15 protein-coding genes and 1 pseudogene are annotated in these 22,069 nt (G+C 44.2%); 4 read left to right on the top strand and 12 right to left on the bottom strand.

Annotation, left to right across the window (positions count from 1 at the left end):
* The 3 genes and pseudogenes from QVA83_RS09550 to QVA83_RS09540 all read right to left on the bottom strand — a co-directional run.
* Positions 1–80: pseudogene (locus QVA83_RS09550) on the bottom strand (valyl-tRNA synthetase); the annotation flags it as partial.
* Between the two features lie 97 nt (positions 81–177).
* Positions 178–1,863: a response regulator gene (locus QVA83_RS09545; RefSeq protein ID WP_156078280.1), complete on the bottom strand. Its 1,686-nt coding sequence runs from the start codon at positions 1,861–1,863 to the stop codon at positions 178–180.
* 208 nt (positions 1,864–2,071) lie between these two features.
* Positions 2,072–2,743, bottom strand: a complete 672-nt coding sequence (locus QVA83_RS09540) for a 2OG-Fe(II) oxygenase (RefSeq protein WP_156078279.1) — start codon at positions 2,741–2,743, stop codon at positions 2,072–2,074.
* 426 nt (positions 2,744–3,169) lie between these two features.
* On the opposite strand from QVA83_RS09540, the gene QVA83_RS09535 reads away from it, so the two are divergent.
* The 4 genes from QVA83_RS09535 (at position 3,170) to QVA83_RS09520 (ending at position 9,039) form a co-directional block, all read left to right on the top strand.
* Entirely contained in the window at positions 3,170–4,726 is a 1,557-nt protein-coding gene (locus tag QVA83_RS09535) for a bifunctional GNAT family N-acetyltransferase/carbon-nitrogen hydrolase family protein (RefSeq protein ID WP_156078278.1), read from the top strand.
* A 191-nt stretch (positions 4,727–4,917) separates the two neighbouring features.
* Positions 4,918–5,730, top strand: coding sequence for an AAA family ATPase (locus QVA83_RS09530; protein ID WP_039229603.1), 813 nt, complete (start codon positions 4,918–4,920; stop codon positions 5,728–5,730).
* Positions 5,731–5,872: 142 nt separating this feature from the next.
* Entirely contained in the window at positions 5,873–6,631 is a 759-nt protein-coding gene (gene rluF / locus QVA83_RS09525; RefSeq protein WP_014949260.1) for a 23S rRNA pseudouridine(2604) synthase RluF, read from the top strand.
* Positions 6,632–6,681: 50 nt separating this feature from the next.
* A complete protein-coding gene (locus QVA83_RS09520; protein ID WP_231513065.1) occupies positions 6,682–9,039 on the top strand; it encodes a diguanylate cyclase domain-containing protein in 2,358 nt (785 codons plus the stop codon).
* A 121-nt stretch (positions 9,040–9,160) separates the two neighbouring features.
* Here QVA83_RS09520 and rpsO read toward each other — a convergent pair whose 3' ends face one another.
* From rpsO to QVA83_RS09475, 9 genes are all read right to left on the bottom strand, one after another.
* Positions 9,161–9,430 (bottom strand): 30S ribosomal protein S15, encoded by a 270-nt coding sequence (gene rpsO, locus QVA83_RS09515; RefSeq protein WP_012518257.1) that lies wholly within the window; start codon positions 9,428–9,430, stop codon positions 9,161–9,163.
* 111 nt (positions 9,431–9,541) lie between these two features.
* On the bottom strand, positions 9,542–10,828 hold the full coding sequence (locus QVA83_RS09510; protein ID WP_156078277.1) for a hypothetical protein: 1,287 nt from the start codon (positions 10,826–10,828) through the stop codon (positions 9,542–9,544).
* 194 nt (positions 10,829–11,022) lie between these two features.
* Positions 11,023–11,994, bottom strand: a complete 972-nt coding sequence (gene truB / locus QVA83_RS09505) for a tRNA pseudouridine(55) synthase TruB (RefSeq protein ID WP_156078276.1) — start codon at positions 11,992–11,994, stop codon at positions 11,023–11,025.
* Positions 11,995–12,396, bottom strand: coding sequence for a 30S ribosome-binding factor RbfA (gene rbfA, locus QVA83_RS09500; protein WP_014949257.1), 402 nt, complete (start codon positions 12,394–12,396; stop codon positions 11,995–11,997). It abuts the gene before it with no gap.
* 114 nt (positions 12,397–12,510) lie between these two features.
* Positions 12,511–15,117, bottom strand: a complete 2,607-nt coding sequence (gene infB, locus QVA83_RS09495; protein ID WP_287498397.1) for a translation initiation factor IF-2 — start codon at positions 15,115–15,117, stop codon at positions 12,511–12,513.
* Between the two features lie 24 nt (positions 15,118–15,141).
* Positions 15,142–16,638 carry a transcription termination factor NusA gene (gene nusA / locus QVA83_RS09490; protein WP_014949255.1) on the bottom strand — a complete coding sequence of 499 codons (1,497 nt, stop codon included), beginning with the start codon at positions 16,636–16,638 and terminating at the stop codon, positions 15,142–15,144.
* Positions 16,639–16,683: 45 nt separating this feature from the next.
* Positions 16,684–17,142, bottom strand: a complete 459-nt coding sequence (gene rimP / locus QVA83_RS09485) for a ribosome maturation factor RimP (protein ID WP_014949254.1) — start codon at positions 17,140–17,142, stop codon at positions 16,684–16,686.
* Positions 17,143–17,519: 377 nt separating this feature from the next.
* Positions 17,520–18,521, bottom strand: coding sequence for a response regulator (locus tag QVA83_RS09480; protein WP_014976349.1), 1,002 nt, complete (start codon positions 18,519–18,521; stop codon positions 17,520–17,522).
* A gap of 14 nt (positions 18,522–18,535) precedes the next feature.
* Complete coding sequence (locus QVA83_RS09475) at positions 18,536–21,871, bottom strand: MHYT domain-containing protein (protein ID WP_014976348.1); 3,336 nt, start codon at positions 21,869–21,871, stop codon at positions 18,536–18,538.
* Between the last annotated feature and the right edge of the window lie 198 nt (positions 21,872–22,069).

Raw genomic sequence — 22,069 nt, 5'->3', positions numbered from 1 at the left:
CGCTCAACTACACCCAATTTAAAAGCTAATGTGTAATCACGCTGTGTGCGCTTAGGTCTTTGATTACTTGAAGTTGTCATAAAGAAGTCCTCTTTATGTCAACGTATTTTAGGACGGGACACATTGAGGCAGCTTTTTTATTGGTACTCTTTTCAATAACAGTCTGTGTAGTAACCGTTATGCTTTAACGGCTACCACACCGACTAAGTCAGCAGCGTTACTGTCATCCACCTCAATGCCGATTCGGCTTATATACTGATCCCGCTTTTCAGCCTGGGTTGGCGACAAATCACTACTTAAAAGAAGCTTCGCCGCTTTATAGGCCGCTTCCATCTGCTCGTCTGTTAAATTATCCCCTAAGTGGATTTGAGTAATAACTTTTAACAAGCTCAGTGCAACTTGTTTGTCTTTCGGCGACAGTGTTAGTGCCTGGCGTAAATTGTTGAAGGCTGGCGACAACCGATTCTCTTTGTAGTTAACCGCAGCCATTTGCTTAAGCTCTTTTGTGGTAAATTGAATTTCAGTACGTTCAATCGACTCTTGATTCAGGTATTCATTTACCACTTGAGAAGTAAACGTGTCCCCTTCAATTTGCTTTCTAAGCTTATCTAAAATACTCACACAGTGTTCACGCATTCCTAACTCGTGAAACGCTTTCATTTTATCGAGGCTATCTTCCATCGAGAGGCCGTCGGTAGATGCCGAACGATCCTTCATCAACTTTTCAGCCCCTTTTTTGTCGTCTCGCAAGCACAAGACACGCGCTTTTACGACGTCAATCTGCTCGCCAAGCTGAGACTGCATGCCCTTTTGTTGTTTCAATTCTTCCAGTTCAGATTCTGCGCGTTTCATATAGCGTTCGCCTTCCGTACTGCCAAGACTTGTGGCTAAATCAATGGTTGAACGAATAACATTGAGCGTTAGCTGAGGTGAGTCATGGATAGAATTTTTAGCAAACTTTGCCATATTTTGAACGGCTGAAAGTTGCCCTGCCTTATCGTGGTTCAATCGAGCAAGATCCCATAACCGTTTGTTACGCTCAATATTGCGAGGTGCTAGCCTACTCGCCTCTTTCATTTGTTCGTAGGCAATATCGAACTGCTCTTTCTCTATGAAATACTGGGCAAGCAAGTCGAAGGTTAAGAATCGCGTGTCGTGGCGCTGCAATAAGTCATCAACCAGTAGCTGGGCTTCTTCTAATTCATCTTGTCGAAGCAACGACCGGGTTAAACCAATGTGAACCCACGCATGATCCATGCTCTGCAATAAGCTTCTAAAGTAGTCTTCCGCAGTTTGATAATCGCGAAGCTGCAATAAGCAATCACCAATTAAGCGTTTAATTCTGGTGTGATACTCCGATAGCGAAGGATCTTTTAACTGGCGCTCTGCATAGTACATAGCGGTGGAATAGTCCCCCACCTGCATACAATGAAGCATTTTATGTAGCTTTAACCTTATTTGGATAAGGTATTCCAAACGCAGCTCAATTTTGTTGCGCTGAAGAGGTTTGACCCAAAAGTCATCCGGTTGCAATTCAACAATACAATTAACCAATTCAGGCGATGTCTCTGCACTGAGAAAAATGACCGTGGTGGTGTCGTTGATGTGATTGAGGTGTTTTAATTCTTCAAAAAGGTGAAAGCCATCTTTGTCGTGACTGACGTTAAACGCCAGTAAAACAAAGTCGTATTGTCTTGCAGCACATAACCTTTTCGCGTGAAAGGCATTAAAAGCACTGCTTACGTTTTTTATTCCAATTTCATGCAAAGCTGATGACACTACATCATGTACAAGCCCCTGGTTATCGATAACCAGCACATGTAATTCTTCTCTTGGGGTTGGGGCAGGTATTTTTTCCAGCATTTACCAATCACTTCTAACGTCTTTTCCCTAAGCGTCGTAATAGAATACTTGCTATTGCGACGGCACAATGTTGCGCGAGCTGTGCGCGAGAGGAGCTGGCCCATAATTCAAACCAGTTTTGTAATAATAGCGCGCATACAGCCTAAACTTATTATACATAAGTCTTGGTTTTTAGATACACGTGCGTTTCACAACGTGATTAGTGCTTTTATCGAGGCGGATCAATCGCGTCGTTAACGCTTCCGTTAACCCTAAACCAACCTGCAACCGAGTGACGGCTGCGGGCAGCAGGTAATACTTCATGAGGGAATTGTTCGCTCAAAAAGACAACGAAAGTACCTTTCGTTGGCAGCACCCTTGTTCCAATTAGCTCACTTTCATCAGCGTAGAGCACGAGTTCTCCCCCATCTTCTGAAGTCCAGTCGTCATTCAAATAGGCGACTAAAGACAACACGCGATTGCCCTGACCTTTAAACGCATCTACATGGCGTTTGTAAAATTTACCCGGCTCATAGCAGGCAAAATGACTTTCAAAAGAAAAAAGCCCCATAAAGAGCGAACGATTTACATACTGCTGCATGGCTTCACACCACGAAAGCCACAAAGCGCCTTCGCTAGATGAACCTGTAATCCAGCAAATCTCGTCCCCTCTAACTTTTTCAGCCTTTTGATAATTCTCTGCGCGACCAATACCTGCCGCTTGATATTCAGCTTCAGAGATTGAACGCTGGCAGGCCAAAAGTGCTTGTGTAATGAAATCAGGTAAACCATGCTCTTGAATAGAAAAGCCTTTCGTGACTAAGTCATCGACGATATTTTCAAATATGGCTTCATCGAAAACGTGAAGAGGCTGATACGACGCAAGTTGTTCTCTATTCATCAGAGCATTTCTACCTTTGAGCGGTTAACTAATCGTGTAGTTAGGAGCGGGTTGTGTACGTTAAAAAACTAGCGAACTTATACGCGGGGTTGAGTCCTATAGCAATTGCATCACCACGCATTTTCCGCGCTATTTTTTTATCGATAAAAGAAAAATTATTTGTCGTTAAGAAGTCGCACGCTTCTTGCTTATTTAATATCAATTTTAAAGTGAGCAAATGACGGTAAAGGTAAACTAAATCAATAAGTAAACCGAGGTGTATATTTTAAGAGGGTTGATTGAGAGACTTTTCTTCTGCCCTTGTTTCCGTAGCCATTACGTCTGCACATACGGATTGTAATTAACAGTTGAAAAACGCATGGCAAGGCGGTTTAGTAAAGATATACGCAATGTAAGTATTAAAATTTTTAGCAAAAAGAGTAACCCATGAGTCAAGATCAAACACAAATAGAAGAAACGGAACATCATCTAGACTTAAGAAACTTGAGACTGGACGACTACAACGATGTTAAAGCGTTAATGGATGAGGTATACGCCAACGTTGGAGGCGCATGGCCTTACTCTAACTATAAAGCCCAAGTTACTACATTTCCCGATGGGCAAATATGTATTGAAGATAAAGGCAAAGTGGTCGCTTTCGCCATTTCAGTGATTGTAGATTATGAGCAGTTTGGGGATAAACACAGCTACGATGAAATTACGGGTGATGCTTATTTGACCACACACGATCCTAACGGTGATGTGCTTTATGGTGTTGAAGTAATTGTTTCACCCGAGTATCGAGGTCTTCGCCTTGGTCGTCGTCTCTACGAAGCGCGTAAAGAGCTCTGTCGTAATTTGAATCTAAAATCCATTATGGCGGGCGGTCGAATCCCGAACTATAAGAACCATGCGCATGAGCTGTCGCCTTATGAATACATTGAGCAAGTAAAGCTCAAAGACATCTACGACCCCATTTTAACTTTTCAACTTTCAAATGGATTTGAAGTCAAGCAAGTCATGTCGGCTTACCTTCCAGAGGATGAAGCCTCACAGGGTTATGCGACGCTACTTCAGTGGCACAATATTTATTATGAACCGGGCACGCCTTCCCTCATCGCCAGCAGGAAGACCAGCGCGCGAATCGGATGTATTCAATGGCAAATGCGTTACTTCAATAATGTAGAAGAGCTTTTACAACAAGTAGAGTACTTCGTCGATGCCTTGTCTGACTATTCTTGCGACGTTGCCCTGTTCCCTGAGTTTTTCAACGCGCCATTAATGGGCCTGAGCCCGTCAGATTCATCAATTGATGCAATTTGGCATTTAGCGACCTATACCGATGAGATTTTAACTGCCGTGTCTCATTTGGCCGTATCGTACAATATTACGATTATCGCAGGTTCTATGCCTGTGGTAGAAGAGGAAGAGCTCTATAACGTCAGCTACATTTGCAAACGCGACGGCACCATTGAAAGCCAGTATAAGCTTCATCCAACACCTCACGAAAAAGAAGATTGGATAATGAAAGGCGGAAACAGCCTTAAGACATTTGATACCGACTTCGGCAAAATCGGCGTTTTGATCTGCTATGACGTGGAGTTTCCAGAGCTTGCGCGTATTCTTGCCGATCAGGAAATGCAAATTTTGTTTGTCCCCTTCTGGACAGATACCAAAAACGGTTATTTGCGCGTGCGACGCTGTGCGCAGGCCCGCGCTATTGAAAATGAATGCTACGTGGCAATTGCAGGTAGCGTAGGTAACTTACCCAAAGTGGACAACGTAGATATTCAATATGGGCAAACCGCGGTTTTCTCGCCAAGTGATTTCGCGTTCCCACATGACGCAATTGTCTCTGAGACCACGCCAAACACAGAAATGACGCTCATTGTTGATTTGGATTTGGATAAACTCACTAAGCTTCAAAATGAAGGCTCTGTGCGGAATTATCTTGATAGAAGACGAGATTTGTATCGCGTTGAATGGATCGGCGATAAGCAGTAGCGCTACGCTTTAAGGAAATTCTCGGATTTTATGGCTTATGTATAATTGACATTGAGCATAAGCCGTAGAATTTCCTTTAATTTAGCGATAACATGCTTTAGCGCGCAAATATAAATGTGCTGTCTTCTTATTGAGTTAAAGCATCTAAATGCGATGAAGTTAGTACTACATAACGAGATTATAAATTTACTATGGCAAATAATTCGAAAAACGATGAGTTTCCAACCATTAGATTGGATGAAGAAGACCGTCGTGATTACCAAACAAAACGTCAGGCGGCGCCAACAAAAGCAACGCCTCCACCTTCATCTGCCCCATCAGCAAACCGCCAACCCTCTGGTGGTGGAAACGGTAATGGAATCTGGGTTGTATTCGTTGCCGTCATCGCCTTAGCCGCCTGTGGTGGTTGCTATTACCTGTACACCATGCTTGAGCAACAAAAAGTGGTTGCTGAGCAAGCGGAGCAGCGCATATTACAGTTAGAAAACAAGTTATCTGCTACAGGTGAAGAAATTGGTGAATCTACTGTTGCCCTGCAAGTTAAAGTTACTGAGCTAACCAACAAGACAAACGAGCTTTGGGAACAAATGGATAAGTTGTGGGCGTCAGCTTGGCGTCGTAATCAACAAGAGATTGCTGATCTTGGCGACCGCGTAGGTAACGTTCAAAACGCCTTGAATAAGAACATCAACTCAGTTTCAGAAAATGTAAAATCGCAAGCAGCGGCCATTGGCTCGGTTAAGAATCAACTTGCTTCGTTAGCTGATGAACTGCTCGCTGTTAATGTTCAACTTGAGCAAGCAGCAAGCGATAAACAAAGCGCTCAGCAAAGCGTACGCAATTTAACCGACAAATTGTCTGTGTTAGAGCAACGCAATACGACCTTATCTGGCCGCATTACCAGTTTGGAAAACGAAATTCGCGATATAGCAACCAAAGTAGTATCTAGCGGTGGTTCAACGGGTGGAAGTGGTTCAGCTCCTTCAGCTGCAGGTAACCAGTAAACCAGATAAAATATGTTGCAATAGTATACAACCGAGAATAAAAATCACGGCTTAACGCATAAAAAAGAAAGGGGCGAATCGCCCCTTTCTTTTTGCCGTGATAATATTGCCCTCTTTTGAAATATATAGGACCTAATGCGCAATGAGTGAGCAAGCGCCCAAACGTTTAAATAAATATATTAGCGACACTGGCCTGTGTTCTCGCCGTGAAGCGGATAAACTCATTGAGCAAAATCGCGTTACCGTTAATAACCAACCACCTGAACTGGGTACGAAAGTGGGGCCTGGTGACACTGTAAAGGTAGACGGTAAAGTTGTAGGCGCAGTTGCCTCAGACAAGTCAGATCGCGTATATATTGTCTATAACAAACCCATTGGTATCACCTGTACAACTGAGCGTCATGTCAAAGGCAACATTATTGACGCTATCGGTCACAAGGAACGTATTTTCCCCGTAGGAAGGTTAGACAAACCATCGGAAGGCTTAATCATTTTAACCAGCGATGGGGACATCGTGAACAAGATCCTGCGCGCTGAAAATGCTCATGACAAAGAATACGAAGTTACGGTTAACCAACCAATCAGTGAGCGCTTCGTCAACCGTATGTCTCGCGGAGTACCAATTTTAGGGACGGTGACGAAGCCTTGTGTGGTTAAACCCACGGGCAAAAATACATTTACCATTATTCTAACTCAGGGTCTTAATCGACAAATCCGCAGAATGTGTGAGTTTTTAGGGTACGAGGTCACCAAACTAAAACGAACCCGAATCATGCACCTTGAACTCGGCTCACTAAAACCTGGCCAGTGGCGTAACCTAACAAGCCGTGAACTAACTATTATGCAAAATGCAGTTCGCTCTTCTACAAAAACAGCGAGCAAAGTTGAGTTGCGTAAATAAATGAAACTACTACATTTAGTAGTAGTTTATTGATAAGACAATTTAAGACTTTGAAAAACGGACATTATCATTTTTTTTCGGTAAAGGATTTTCCCCCTAGTGCTGAAATATTGGCTAACTACGATGTATTTTTCGTGGTGGCTTCTGTTGTTATTGCAATATCTGCTTCCCTTATTTCTTTCGTTCTTTCTGCGAAGATGTCGCAAACAGAATTACAAAATGAGCGAACATTTTGGTCGCTGGCATCAGCGTGCTTTCTTGGTTTTGGCATTTGGGCGATGCATTTTGTTGGGATGCTTGCCTATCAGCTCCCTCTTGAGGTTTCGTACGACCCTTTCATAACCCTACTCTCTGTGTTACCCGCGATTCTTGCGAGTATTGTTGTGATGAGTAAACTGCCGCATAAAGCTAACTCGCTTTTGCTTCGCAGTTTATATATGGGGCTTGGCATTGGCAGCATGCACTACATCGGCATGATGGCAATGCAGATGAATGCCATCATGGCGTACGATGGCTGGTACTTCTCTTTGTCTATTGTGGTTGCCGTCGGTCTAGCAGGTATTGCTTTAAAAACCCATGAATATGTCACCACTTCGCAACTGCGAATACTTAAACAAATTGTTCCCGCCATTATAATGGGCAGTGCTATATCCGGTATGCATTACACCGGTATGCTGTCTATGCACGTATATGCACTGCCTTCTACGCAAATACTACAAGAGCCAGAAACCAAAAACCTCGCTTATTTGGTCATGCTAATGGTGATGCTTTTCGCGTTTACTATTCTTATTTTTATTGAGCTGCGAGCACGTACGTTATTGCTGGAACGCTATAACGCGGTGTTAAATACAGTACAAGAAGGCGTATTGACTTTCGACAGTGCCGGCATGGTTGAATTTGCCAACCCTGTCGCGTTAAGCATGTTTGGTCTCGACAGTTTTTCTCCTCAGACCATTCACATACGCGAGCTTGTGAGCCCTTCTGAGCATGCCCATGAGCCACTCCTGATAGGATTAAAAAAAGCGGCAAAGAATAGCGCCGCGCACAACGTGCCTTTAACTCTGGACGGTATTCGGAAAAGCGGAAAGGTTTTTCCTTTGACACTTCGCATTAATTTGCTGCCGGGAAACCATATTTCATATGTGTGTACGGTAAAAGATTTGTCTGACGTCAAGAACCAAGAAGTTTTTGCACAAACGGTGTTTGACGCACTGCCCAATATGTTGATTGTAAAGCGTGCCGACAGCCTTTCGATTACCCATGTAAATGATGCGGGAAGTAAAATATTGGGCACCGATAAAGCGTCACTCGTGGGGCTATCTGACTTTGATATATTCGACGAGGCGGAGGCCAAGAAATTTATATCTGACGATAAGCAATTACTTTCAAGTTCTGAAAAGCAAATCGTTAACGAATTCAAACTCAATATAGGTGGTGTGACGCGCTTTTTTGAGACCAAAAAGATTGTCATTGATGACAACTACGGCACCCCTCAATACATATTGGCACTATCCGAAGACGTAACAAAATGGCGGGAAGCTCAACAGACGCTTAAAACGTTAAACCGCCGCATGTCTATGGCCGCTGACGCAGCACACATAGGTGTATGGGAGTGGGACATCGCTACTAACGAGCTCATTTGGGATGAGTGGATGCATAAAATCTACAATGTCTCCAAAGCTGGTTTTAGTGGTCAATTTAGTGACTGGGAATACACAGTTCACGATGACGATATTGCCAATGTGAAGCAAAAGATAGAGCAATCAATAAAAGATAGCTCAGGATTTCACGCAATTTTTAGAGTGAAATCCGCTGGCGACAAATACCGTCATGTTAGCGGTTATGGTCGCATTGAAGGCAACAAGATGTTTGGAATTAATGTTGATATCACCGAGCAAGTCGAAGCAGAACAGAAAATTAGAAAACTGGCAAATAGCGATACGCTAACAGGTTTAGCGAATAGGCTTGCCCTATCTACCTATATGCGAAATGAGCTTCCTCGATTAGAGAGAAACAATAAGGTGTGTACGCTACTTTATCTGGATCTCAATCGATTTAAGCCCATTAATGACGAATACGGCCATACAATCGGTGACGAAGTTCTTGTTGAGCTTGCACAAAGGCTTCAATCCATGTGTCGCGTGTACGATATTGCATCACGGGTTGGTGGTGATGAGTTTATCGTAGTAATCACCGAGCTAAGCACTGAATACAATGTAGAGGCACTTAAAGCCCGACTTGCTAAAAAGCTTACACAGCCTATTACTACCACACAAGGCGCGTTCAGCGTTGGCGTCAGCATAGGTCACGCGAGCTATCCAGAAGAAGGCAAGACGCTAGAAGAGTTAATTTACATTGCAGATGAGCGGATGTTTGAAGATAAAAAGCAAAACATACCGTCGAACTAACGCGTAGTACAAACACAAGGTTAATTGGCCGGCTTCATACATGTACTAGGGTGTATTGCACTTCGCTGTACATTTTTGCAAAAAAAAAGCGCCCATTGGGCGCTTTTCTTGAAACCTAGTCTTATCGACGTAGACCTAGACGCTTGATAAGGTCAAGGTAACGCTCTGCGTTCTTGCCTTTAAGGTAGTCTAGAAGCTTACGACGTTGGCTAACCATACGTAGAAGACCACGACGTGAGTGGTGATCTTTCTTGTGATCAGCAAAGTGACCTTGAAGCTTGTTGATGTTGTGAGTAAGCAAAGCAACTTGAACTTCTGGTGAACCAGTGTCGCCTTCTTTAACGCCGTACTCAGCAATGATTTTTGCGGTTTCTGCTTTAGTTAGTGACATATCATTCTCCTAATATTAATGCTTCGCCGATCACTAATTCAGCAAAGCGGAATGAGCGCCGTATTATAATGACGTTTACAGACTTAGCAAGGACGGAACGACGTAATTTCATTAATTAACCCGTTTAAGGTTCGATTCCACCTTATTAATACGTTTAGCTAACTCACTTTTGTATTCGACACCGTTTAGAAAATCCATTGCCCGCTGGTCACTTTTGTATCCGTATGCAGAATATACCGAGTGAGCTATGCTTATCTTAGCGTCGTGATCTACGACTAAATCTAAATTTTGCTCTACAAATTGCGGCGATCTGTAAACAGCTCCTTGTAATAAGGTAATCACTACTTGCTCAGTATCAATATTCGTTTGACGTTGTGCCCAAGTTAGCGCAGTGTCGGGCTCAAAGTAAGCGATAGTTCTGGCAGCGTGTTCAACATCAGATTGATAGTTTTCACTATTGCTATGTCTTACAAACCAGGAAGCAGCTTCACTAGGTGATTGATTTACATAACTATCAAAGACAGCGCGCTTTATCTCTTTTTTTCGTTCGTTGTCATCTAGCGTGTCGAACCAAGCTTTAGTGCTTTCAACGTCTTTGCGTACCCATACACTTATTAAATTAGTTTCTAACCGTTTATCATCCGAACGTTTTATTAACGATAACGTGTCTCGAAACTGCTCTGATGTTTCTAAGACACTAAAAATGCCGCTATAGGCCGCACTTTTTAAATTCTCTGACTCAAGAAGAGCGATAGACTGAAAGGCGCTATCAATATCCTCACTTGCCATTTCTCTAAAAATAAGCGAAGGGTAAATGTTGTTTTCGAGCATGCCTGAGGTAAGTGAGGAATTATTAATATACCAGTCAAGGGCGTCAGAAGGCGATTGATTAGCCCAGTTAGCTATAACTGATATGCGAAACTGCTGCTTTGATTCCAAGTTAATATCCATGTTATCAACAAGGTCCCAAGCTTTTTCGGGGTTCAGCTCTACTAAGCGAGAGACCATTGTTGACAAAATCATGGCAGCATCTGGGTCGCTAATAGACGTATCGATGCTTGATAACGTATCGATAATCGCCTGCTCGCCCATCATGCTTATAGAGATAATTAAGGCGCCTATTTGTTTTAAGCTAAGCTTGGGCTTGTCGGAAAACCAGACTTCTAGGCTAATATTGTCAGATTTACTCGCTGAGTCTTTGGGTGACTGCTCACGCTTGGTCTCTCCTTGCTGAGGGAGTAACGCTGTTTGTGAGACGTGTTGATCTTTACCATCGCCTACATTGGTTATGTGAACAGAAACTTCTGAAGGGACTGTAGGGCGTTTATCATTGACATAGTAACCCGCAGCAAATACTAGGCATAGCGAACAAAGCCATAAGCCAATCCATTTGGTCATTGAATAATCCCTTAATTAAAACACCACGCCAGCTTAAGACGTTTCGCAGAAAGTAGAAATCTGTATGAGTGATAAAGAACCTACCACTAAATAGTGCACCTTTTATACTACTTTATTTGCAATTAAGAAAGCCTTGCGTTAACCGCAAGGCTTTAAACGAGCATAATCTGCTAGATATAGGTCATTGCAAAGTACTAACTATAAACAACTCGACGTTTTGGGTTAACAAACACTTCTTGTTTAGGGATACCTTGGTCTTTCGGGTCAAGAACCCCTTCCCCTACGCCTAAGAATATACCACTGGTATCGTCGCCATGGTAAACGCGGTAAGACACGCCTTCACTCAGCGTTTCGCTACAAGTCCCTTTTACAGATTGGCCGTTATCAAAACGGTTTCTTTCAGCGTCGTTAATGGTCACAAATGGCAACCGACTTACGGCGGTATCCATAGGAATCAATAAGTCATCCAGCGCTTTAAAGTCACCTTCTTCCAGTGATTCCTGAATTTCAATTAACTTGTCCAGCGAGACCATTTTATCCGTAGGATAGTCTGCTACTTCCGTACGGTGTAAGCGAGTCACGTAGGCGCCACAGCCAAGGTTCTGACCTAAATCATCTACGATAGAGCGAATATAAGTGCCCTTGCTGCATTTAATGCGCATTTCTACAAACGGCAGTTCAATACGCAGTACATCTAATTCATACACTTCAATATCACGAGGTTCACGCTCAATCTCTATACCTTGACGTGCATAGTGATAAAGTGGCTTACCTTGATGTTTAAGCGCTGAAAACATGGACGGGATTTGTTTACTCTTACCTAGAAACGCCAAGCACGCATCACGTACTTGTTCTTCGCTTACATCAACAGGCTTTTCTTCAACCACTTCGCCATCGGCGTCAGACGTGGTGGTGCGAACACCTAGTTGAGCAGTTACCTCGTAGGTCTTTTCTGCATCCAGAAGAAACTGAGAAAACTTCGTAGCTTCACCCAAGCAGAGCGGCAACATGCCACTGGCAAGTGGATCAAGTGCGCCTGTATGCCCAGCCTTCGCCGCTTTGTACAGCCAGCGCACTTTTTGAAGCAGTTGGTTAGATGACCCACCAAGCGGTTTATCAAGCAATACTATGCCGTTAATCTCACGGCCTTTACGACGTCTTGCCATTTACTCCTGCTCTTGTGGATCGTCTTTATCGCGCTTTGACTCATCTTTTGCGATGGTCTGAGACACAAGATTAGAGATACGCATACCTTCAACAATCGACTTATCTTCAAAGAAGTGAAGATCAGGCACTGAGCGCATGCGAATACGTTTAGCTAGAATACTGCGAATAAACTTTTTGTATTCTGCCAGTTGTTTAATTTGCGCTTTACCTTCTTCTTCGGTGCTGTTGTAGATAGTCACAAAGATTTTTGCATGCGCTAGGTCGCGCGACACATCTACGTCAGAAACCGTGATCAAGGGCATGTCGCCAACGCGGTGCTTGTATTCATTTTGCAGAATGCTCGCCACTTCTTTATGAACTTGCTGAGCAACTCTGTCGGTACGTGAAAATTCACGGGCCATTATTCTCTCCTTTCCTTATTTAACGCAGGGCATGCGCGAGGTCTGTTTGCTGTATACAGACAAAAACGGGAGCACTCGGCCCCCGTTTCTCACATGCCGAATTAACTAAGGCAATTAAATTTCGCGCTTAACCTCAACGATTTCGAAGACCTCGATTTGGTCGCCTACTTTCACGTCGTTGTAGTTCTTAACGCCGATACCACATTCCATACCGTTACGTACTTCTTGAACGTCGTCTTTAAAGCGACGCAGTGATTCTAGTTCACCTTCGTAGATAACTACGTTGTCGCGAAGTACACGGATTGGGTTGCTACGCTTAACGTTACCTTCAGTCACCATACAGCCCGCAATTGCGCCCAGTTTCGGTGACTTAAATACGTCACGTACTTCTGCAAGACCAATGATTTCCTGCTTGAATTCCGGTGCAAGCATACCGCTCATGGCCGCTTTCACTTCGTCAATTAGGTTATAGATAACGCTGTAGTAACGTAAATCAATTTCTTCAGCTTCTAGTACGCGACGCGCTGTAGCATCGGCACGAACGTTAAAGCCTAGTACGATAGCGCCTGATGCAGCCGCAAGGGTTGCGTCGGTTTCAGTGATACCACCTACACCACTACCTACAATGTTCACTTTCACTTCAGACGTAGAAAGCTTCACAAGTGACTCAGAAATTGCTTCTACAGAGCCCTGTACGTCAGCTTTAAGTACGATGTTAAGTTCGCTAACGTCACCTGATTCCATGTTCGCAAACATGTTTTCAAGTTTCGCTTTTTGCTGACGAGCAAGTTTAAGTTCACGTTTCTTCTGATGACGTTTCGCTGCTACTTCACGCGCTTTACGCTCGTCTTTAACAACGGCTGCGTCTTCACCCGCTACCGGAACACCAGACAGACCAAGTACTTCCACAGGCGTAGAAGGACCAGCAATTTTAATTTCATTACCGTTTTCGTCACGCATTGCACGAACACGGCCGTATTCTTCACCACAAAGTAGAATGTCACCAGCGCGTAAATGGCCTTCTTGAACCAATACAGATGCTACTGGACCACGACCTTTATCAAGGCGAGATTCAATAACAATACCGCGACCCGGGCCTTCAGCTACTGCTTTAAGGTCAAGAACTTCAGCTTGTAGAACGATAGCTTCAAGCAATTCGTCTACGCCCATACCTGTTTTCGCAGAAACGTTACAGAACTGGTGCTCACCGCCCCACTCTTCTGAGATAACTTCTAGTTGAGATAGCTCAGTTTTAACGCGATCAGGATCAGCTGTTTCTTTATCCATTTTGTTCACTGCAACGATAAGAGGTACGCCAGCAGCACGAGCGTGCTGTACCGCTTCTTTCGTTTGAGGCATTACGCCGTCATCTGCAGCAACAACAAGAATAACGATATCCGTCGCCGTAGCACCACGAGCACGCATTGCGGTAAATGCGGCGTGTCCAGGTGTATCTAGGAACGTGATTTCGCCATTTTCTGTTTCTACTTTATATGCACCAATGTGCTGGGTAATACCACCGGCTTCACCGTCTGCAACTTTCGCGCGACGAATGTAGTCAAGCAATGACGTTTTACCGTGGTCAACGTGACCCATGATGGTTACAACAGGTGCACGTGTGGTTTTTTCACCGCCAGTGCCATCTGCCAACAACTCATCTTCAAGTGCGTTGTCGTTAACAAGTTCGTACTTATGACCCATTTCTTCAATTACTAGTACCGCTGTATCTTGGTCTAGTACTTGGTTAATGGTTGCCATTTCGCCCATCTTCATCATCGTTTTGATAACTTCGTTAGACTTAATTGCAAGTTTACTTGCAAGTTCGCCAACTGTGATGGTGGCGCCAAGCTTAACTACACGCTCTACAGGTGCAGCTGGCTTGTTAAAGCCTTGCTTAAGATGCTCACCCGCATTTTTCTTCGACTTACGACGACGGCGTGATGAACGCTCAACCTGCATGTCTTCTTCGTCTTCAGCTTCTTGCGCGTAACGGTTAGAGTGCAAGTGAACTTCTTCAGCTTCTTCTTTCTTACGACGCTCTTCTTCTTCCTTCCAGCGACGCTCGTTCTCTTCAGCAAGTTTGCGCGCTTCATCAGCCGCTTTCTTCGCGTCTTCTTCAAGCTTCTTCTGCGCTTCTTCTTCTTGCGCTTTGCGCAGACGTTCTTCTTCCTGACGAGCCGCTTCAGCTTCCGCTTTTTCAGCTTCAGTTAGCTCAGGTTCGTCGGCCTTACGTGCTTCAGCTTCTTTTTTCGCTTGTTCCGCACGACGAGCACGCTCTTCTTCAGCAGCTTTCTTAGCTTCTTCAGCTTTACGTGCTTTCTCCTCAGCGGCTTTTTTCGCTTCAGCTGCTGCTTTTTCTTCCGCTTCGCGCTTCAGACGTGCTTCTTCTTCAAGACGCTTCGCCTCTTCTTCCGCTTGACGCTGCTGTTCTTCAACATCGCTACGCTTAACGTAAGTGCGCTTTTTACGTACTTCTACTTTCACTTCTTTAGACTTACCAACACTTAACGTGCTTGTTGTCTTACGCTTAAGTGTCATACGCGTTGGTTCAGCTGCGCTGCCGTGTTGCTTACTTAAATGATCCAATAGTTTTTGTTTCTCGTCTTCGTTTACCTGATCGCCGGCATTCTTAGTGATACCCGCGTCTTTAAACTGGCCAACCAATCGGTCAACGGTCGTACCAATGTCGCTGGCGAGCTTTTCAATAGATACATCTGCCATTACGTAATTTTCCCCCTGTTGACCTTACTCTTCTTCACTGAACCATACGATATTACGAGCCGCCATGATTAACGCACCGGCTTTCTCTTCGTCTAGTTCATCGATATCACTGATATCATCGGTACCTTGTTCTGCTAATTCTTCCAGGTCGGTAACACCGCGGCTGGCCAACACATAGGCCACGTGTTTACTCATACCTTCAAGATTTAATAAGGCTTCTGTAGGCTCTGCACCTTCAAGCGATTCTTCGTTCGCCAGTGCACGCGTGGTTAGGAAAGCGCGCGCTCTGTTGCGCAGCTCTTCAACCATTTCTTCATCTAACCCTTCAACCGCTAGAAGCTCACTTGCAGGCACGTATGCCACTTCTTCTAACGTTGTAAAGCCTTCATCTACCAAGACAGACGCGAACTCTTCGTCAATGTCCAAACCAGCAGTAAATAGATCAAGTACCTTCGCGTTTTCTTCTTCATGCTTCTTGTTGAGATCTTCAACCGTCATCACGTTAAGTTCCCAGCCTGTAAGCTGGCTAGCTAGGCGAACGTTTTGACCACTACGGCCAATTGCCTGTGCTAGGTTGTCTGCTTCAACCGCTACGTCCATGCTGTTGCTGTCTTCATCAACAACGATTGACGCCACTTCGGCGGGAGCCATAGCATTGATAACGAATTGCGCTGGGTTTTCGTCCCATAACACGATATCAACACGTTCACCGCCAAGTTCCCCTGATACGGCTTGTACACGTGAACCACGCATACCAACGCACGCACCAACCGGGTCTAAGCGTTTGTCATTAGTTTTAACCGCAATCTTTGCACGAGAACCTGGGTCACGCGCTGCAGATTTAATTTCTAGTGTCTCTTCCGCAATTTCTGGTACTTCCAGACGGAAAAGCTCAACTAGCATGTCTGGGTGCGTACGGCTAATAAATAGCTGTGCGCCACGTGCTTCTGGACGAATAACGTAAAGAAGGCCACGTACACGGTCGCCCGGACGGAAAGTTTCACGAGGAAGCATGTCATCGCGGTAGATAACACCTTCAGCGTTGTTACCTAAGTCGATGATGATGTTGTCGCGGTTTACTTTCTTAACCGTACCTGTAACCAGCTCACCTACTTTGTCTTCGTACTCAGCAATCATTTGCTGACGCTCAGCTTCACGTACTTTTTGTACAATCACTTGCTTTGCGGTCTGCGTAGTTATGCGGTCGAATTTAATAGATTCAATCTGTTCTTCCACATAATCGCCGAGTTGTATCTCTGGTTCGTCGATTTGTGCAGCAGAAATCGTAATTTCAGCAAATGGGTTTTCCTGTTCTTGATCATCAGGGATAACCAACCAGCGACGGAATGTATCAAAGTCACCAGACGTTCTGTCGATGCTTACACGAACTTCAATTTCGCCTTCGTTTTTCTTTTTTGTTGCACTAGCGATCGCAAACTCTAGCGCTTCAAAAATTTTCTCTCTAGGCACTTGTTTTTCATTTGAAACGGCTTCCGCCACTAACAAAATTTCTTTATTCATTTTCGCCTCTCTTTTGCTTTCGTCGATGAAAGCAGAGCTGTTCCGTTAATCGAACGTGGGAACAACGTTACCTTTTTCGATATTCGCCACAGCTAACTGGAACTGCTGGCCATCCACTTCAATACTTACGATGCCATTTTCGCACGCGAGTACTTTGCCTTTAAAATTACGTCTGTCATCCATTGGCATAGACAAACGAATTTGAACCACTTCACCCACAGACTCGATATAGTGCTTCTCTTTGAAAAGCGGTCTGTCCATACCCGGTGATGACACTTCCAAGTTGTATTCAGTGCTAATTGGATCTTCAACGTCCAAAATTGCGCTAACCTGATGACTTACATCTGCACAATCATCAACGGTAATACCGTTTTCATGATCAATAAAAACGCGAAGAATAGAATGCTTCCCCGCTCGTACAAACTCGATCCCAACCAACTCAAAACCCAGTGCTTCAACACCTGGCTCTAGCATTTCGGTTAGTTTCTCTTCAAGTTTTGCCAATGCAAACCTCCAAAAACGAAAAAAGGGCCTAAAGCCCACCTGTCATCACCCGGCTCAGCGAGGCTGACTCCAGGTTTTAATACAACAAAAAGCCCCGGACTAGCGGGGCTTTTATTAAAATTCTGAACCCATACCTGCCAACAAGGGCAGTTGCAAACCTATGGGTAAAACCACCGTTAGGTGATAGCTTGCTAATGATAAGTGCGTTACTTTCCTGTACTGAGGGAGCCCGCTCTCATCACTTAATGAACACATTATACGTATAGCCGTCGCATTAAGCAACAGCCAATAGGCGCACACACTGGAGGGTATCGATTTTTTCTGTGTGAAATTCGGCCTGCATGAAAGTATTTTAATTGCGGTTTAGTCCAGCAGACTTAGTCTTCGTCTTTAAATGTCGCTTTAATATCAAGAATTTTAGGCATAATTTCTATCATCAAATCGACAAGTCTGGGTTCGAAATGCTTTCCCTTTTGGCTTTGAAGAAAATCTACCGTTTTTTCAATACTCCAGGCGTCTTTATAAGGACGTTTGCTGGTTAAGGCATCGAACACATCAGCAATGGCGCAAATACGCCCCTCAATGGGAATATCTTCACCCGCAAGCCCTTTAGGATAGCCTGACCCGTCCCATTTTTCATGATGGGTAAGCGAAACAGACTTTGCAACTTTCAACAACAAAGAATCGCCGCAATCACCAATGATTTCCGCACCAATCTCAGGGTGGTTTTTCATGGTGGCAAACTCTTCGTCTGTCAGCTTCCCTGGTTTCAACATTATACTATCAGCAATACCAATTTTGCCGATGTCGTGCATCGGTGCAGCATGAAGCAGAATTTCAGCCTGTTTATCTGTAAGTCCATAGGCAAGCGCAAGTTCTTTCGAATAATGGCTCATGCGCATGACATGCATGCCCGTCTCATTGTCTTTATATTCCGCCGCTCTACCTAAACGCTGTACAACTTGTAAACGGCTATCAAGTAGCTCGTCAGCTTGCACCAAACTGAGGTGGGTTTTAACCCGCGCTTTTACGATGGCCGGAGATATAGGCTTAGTAATGTAGTCCACAGCGCCCGCTTCGAAGCCTTCTGTTTCTTCGTGTTCATCATTTAAGGCGGTGACAAATATAACGGGGATGTGCCTTGTATCTGCTTGCTGTTTAAGCTGGCGGCATACTTCAAAACCCGTCAGTCCTGGCATCATAACGTCAAGCAATATCAAATTTGGCTGTCTAGTCTCAGTGAGCTTTAACGCTTCTTCGCCATTTCTCGCAAAAATAAGCTGATAATCATTAGCGAGAAGTTGCTTTAAAACCCTTAGGTTTACTGGCTCATCGTCAACGAGTAATAAAGTAGGTTTTGTGATTTCAATGTTTAACATGCCGCGTCTCTTGGCTACTTTAATTCTTGTATCAATGTAGAGATGCGCTCATGCGCCAACTCGAACTCAAAATCATCGATATCTAAGAGAATTTGAGTTATCTGTTCTTTGTGACTAGAACACCCAACCTCGCGTAAAAATGACAATTCATCTTCATCTACCATGTTTTGCTCTACACTATCGAGCATAGCCTCCAAATGACTCAGCAGCAATGCATTATCGATACTTTCATTAATGGCATTTTCGGCATACAGTGGCGATTCGCTAAGCATCAACTCGATTTTATCTAAGGCATCACGAAGACGGTTAACGTCTTCAATATTCACCTCTGATTTTAGAGCCTGAGCTTCAATTTCCCTGGTTGTATGATAGAAGGTGGTTAAGCAAAGATTACCCGATGTACCTTTTAAACCGTGTGAAAGTGTAGCAACCGCTTTATAGTCTTCACGAATTGCCGCCCCCATTAAGTCGTCGACTTTATCCCTGCAGGTAGTAGAGAATTTATCCACCTCTTGTAGGACGACCTCTTCACTCCCCCATAAATCGATGGCCTTCTTCAAATCCAACACGTTTTTATCAACTTTAAGCGCAGATGCTGGAGCATTTACTTCTAATGTGTCTGGTACCGAGTCCAACTGAAGTGTATCTATGTTAAGCACGCGAGCAATCTCGTCCATCAATTGAGGGAAATCGACGGGCTTGTTGGCGAACCCTTCCATTCCCGCCTGCTGCGCGGCATGTTTGTCCTGTACTAACACGCTAGCGGTCAGCGCAATAATGGGCGTAGGTGGTAAGCTATTTTCTTTTTCAAACTCTCGACGCTGTTTGGCTGCCTCTAGGCCATCTAACTTTGGCATCTGTAAATCCATCAGTACCACGTCAAACGACTTAGCGCGCATTTTATCCAATGCAATCTGTCCATCTGTTGCCGTTTCTACACTGTGGCCAGCGCGTTTTAGCAGCAACGAAAGCAGCTCAAGGTTTTGCTGCACATCGTCAACAACCAGTACGGTTAACGAGGTTTCAATACGTGCTGCTTTCGAGGAGAGCTCACTAGATACATAATCATCAATTTCTACAACTTCTAGAGGAAGTCTGAAAGTAAAGGTCGTTCCTTTACCTTTTTCACTAGTTGCACAAATATTACCGCCCATCAGTTCAACTAACTGCTTGGAAATAGTTGTTCCCAGCCCCGTGCCGCCGTACTTTCGACTCATCGATGCATCTGCTTGAGAGAACGGGTCGAATACTCTTTCTACTTGCTCTTGCGTCATACCAATGCCGGTATCTGTCACGTCAAAATACACAAACTTTTCATCACTTTTGACATTGATAGTCACTTCACCCTCGTGAGTGAATTTAACGGCGTTGCCTATCAGATTGTTAAGTACCTGTCGCATTCGCTCCGGTACACCTCTGTATCCGTTAGCTACCGAATCATCGACATTAAGTACAAGTCCAACTTTTTTGCGCTTGGCTTCTAACCAAAATGTTGAAATAACCAAATCCAACTCTTCGCGAATAAGGAAATCGCGATAATCTAAATCAAGCTTACCTTTATCCAACTTCGCGCTATCAAGTATGTCGTTAAGAAGATGCAGCAATGAACGTGCGGAACGGTTTATCGTGGTTAAGTGAGATTTTTGCTCTTCGCGTAAGGCTTCTCCTAACATGAGGTCGCTAAAGCCTATTATTGCATTCATAGGCGTACGGATTTCATGACTCATATTAGCAAGAAATGCGGTACGCGCAGCGGCAGCTTGCTCTGCTTTTTCCTTTGCCGCTTTTAATTCATTCTCCATCACTTTTCGATGTGTAATGTCAGATATGAAGCCGTCTACATAGAGCACCATGCCATCATCGTCTTTAACCTGTACTCCATGCTCGATAACCCACTTCACCTCTCCGGATTTTGCGACGATTCTATATTCATATGAAAAGGCGCCTACATCAGGACTAATAGATGATAGACGCTCTACATCATCAGGATGGTAAAGATCGGTGAAAGAGCGCTTCGGATTGGGCAAGGTAAAATCTTCAGGCGGGTATCCGGTTACTTCTGTTACAGCATCACTAATAAATACCATGGGCCACCCTGGCATACTTAAACAGCGATAAGCCATACCAGGAATATTTGAGATAAGACTTCTAAATTTAGCTTCGCTCTCGCGCAATGCATCTTCCATTTCCTTGCGTTTACGTAAATCAGAAGCGAAAGAGACAAAAACGGGCTTACCATCAATTTTTGTGTAGCCGACACCCAAGCGCACTGGTATACGCTCACCGTCTTTGCGAAGTACTTCTACTTCTCTTCCTGTACCAATAATTTGCTCAGTTGGTACTACTCGCTGACTGAAGAAGTCATCACCGTATAAATGACGTCTTTCAGGAGTTACTACCTCAGCTGCGTGCATACCGATTATTTCTTGCTGAGTATAGCCATAGATGCGCTCAACAGCGGGGTTAGCGGTTTTTATAATGCCTTTGTCATCAACGGTCAGGATGGCGTCGACGGCGGTATCGGTAATAGCACTTTGAATTCGCTCACTTTCAATGGCGCGTACCATTACATCGCGATATTTAAAAAGAAGGCTAATGCCCAATACCATGGTAATTAATATTAACGTAACGATAGCAATCGAAATTGCTAGATAAACAGCAATATCTGAAGACTGACCCGACGTTTCCATTCCTGGTGGCAATACGAATCTTGCTGCCGCCATCCCCGTATAGTGCATACCAGAAATAGCCAGTCCCATAACGATACTTGCAAGTAATACATGTTTTCCTAACAGCTTTTTACTTTTCGTAGCAGCTGTAATGCCGAATTTAATCCACAGCGACAGCATGGCTAAACACACAGCTACCACAATAGAAAGGGCAAACATACCAAGGTCGTAACGAAGAAGCGGTGCCATTTCCATAGCGGCCATACCACTATAGTGCATAGTGCCAATACCAGCACCTACCAATACACCACCTAATATTATTTCAGCGAGGCTAATACGGGACTTAGTTAAAAGGTGAAGCGCCACCCAAGCTGCGGCAATCCCGGGAACGGCAGAGAGCCCGGTAATCAGAGGATCATAGTCAACGGGCAGACACAAATCAAAAGCGGTCATCCCCAAGAAATGCATAGACCAAATACCACCGCCTAATGCAATGCTGCCGGTGCCTAATAAGGCATTTCGTCGAAGTTTGTCTTCGGTGATCGCGGCTTGCCCTGCCACATTAAACGCCATAAATGAGGCAAACACAGCCACCATAAGCGATAGAATGACCAAAGGAAAATGATAAGCACCTTCTATTAAGGTGGCGTGTTCTTCAAAAGTAAAAAAACGGGATATCATAACGCGGCCATACTACCTATTAGTTTAATTTTCAATGGTGGCGTGAGGTTAACTTAGCACACTCATTTACACAGTGTAGTAATTAATTCAAAATTATCGTGTAAATCAAGGAACGCTATTATGTTTTGCCGTATAAAAAGAAAAAACCCAGCAAAAGCTGGGTTTTAAATGTGGTTGCGGGAGCAGGATTTGAACCTA

Source organism: Alteromonas sp. AO-Serp (genome assembly GCF_017849675.1).
Taxonomy (GTDB): Bacteria; Pseudomonadota; Gammaproteobacteria; order Enterobacterales; family Alteromonadaceae; genus Alteromonas; species Alteromonas macleodii.
This window is presented reverse-complemented; position numbering and strand designations above follow the sequence as displayed.